This window comes from Vibrio sp. D173a (genome assembly GCF_030248475.1).
The window spans coordinates 1-972 of record NZ_JAHGAH010001131.1 but is presented as its reverse complement, the minus strand read 5'-3'; the positions used below and the strand labels follow the sequence as shown (position 1 = coordinate 972).

1 protein-coding gene and 1 pseudogene are annotated in these 972 nt (G+C 45.1%); one reads left to right on the top strand and one right to left on the bottom strand.

Annotated elements, in window-relative coordinates; all coding sequences use genetic code 11:
* Positions 1-150: 150 nt before the first annotated feature.
* Positions 151-273 (top strand): hypothetical protein, encoded by a 123-nt coding sequence (locus KIV40_RS31780; protein ID WP_285353308.1) that lies wholly within the window; start codon positions 151-153, stop codon positions 271-273.
* A 79-nt stretch (positions 274-352) separates the two neighbouring features.
* On the opposite strand, the pseudogene KIV40_RS31775 reads toward KIV40_RS31780, so the two are convergent.
* Positions 353-972, bottom strand: a pseudogene (locus tag KIV40_RS31775) (DHH family phosphoesterase); the annotation flags it as partial.

The window sequence follows — 972 nt, the reverse complement described above, 5'->3', positions numbered from 1 at the left end:
TTAGTTTTTGCTGTGTTTGCGGTTAATGATTGCATTGTGTGCTCCTTTTCTGTTCATTATAAACGAGTCGTTCGATTCATACGAATCATTTGAAGCGAATGAAGTTCAGATTCTGAAGCGATTGCTATATTACTCAAGCAGTCAGCCCGCATGGATGAGGTCATCCAACAAGCTCAAGATGTCAAAGAACTTATCCAGAATCATATCGATAAGATAGAAGGTAAAGTGGTACCACATTGTGAAAACCACCAGTACCTTCGTCCTGGAAAGTGACAATGAAAACAGTAAGAGCTGCTCGAAATTCTTCCATACAGCGAAGAACGAACAAGATATAGACTCGTTGCTTTCCTAGCTAGTTCGAATAGTAATCCGTTAACACTTGAATAAACCGCTGCTTATCTGTTTCTGGCAAAACGTTGATGCCCGCAGCGGCTTTACGCCCGCCCCCCGTAGGAAAGCTAGAACACACCTCATCGGCCCCAGTTCTATTCGACAAGGGTGCACGTAAGCTCACCATGTAAGATTTATCAGCTTCATTTTTTGTTAGTACAGCCTGAGCACGGTTCGGGTCTTGATTAACAATCTCGTTCCCAAATACCCCGCTAATGCGTCTTGCCCAAGTTTCACTCGGCAATTCATAAACGCGCGCCGAATTGCTCTCGTAGTTGGAGCGAGGCTCGACACCTGTTGGTAATCACTTTGATAAGCGGCTCGTAAACGGTAGAACACCGATTCTTCGTCACTCAACAAATCAAACGGATTTGGGTATTGATAGAGTGTTTGGTAAAGCTCTACGGGAGTGAAGTGCAAATCACTCAGTGATGCCCCATATCCGTTATAGTTGACTAAGGTGCCCAACTCTTCCAAGAACGCAATTTGTGACTCATCCAAACCATTCTCTAGTGCGAGCTGAGTCGCAACAGTTTTCAAGTTGTCACCAAAGGCCGCCGCAATCGCCCAAGCGACATGTTC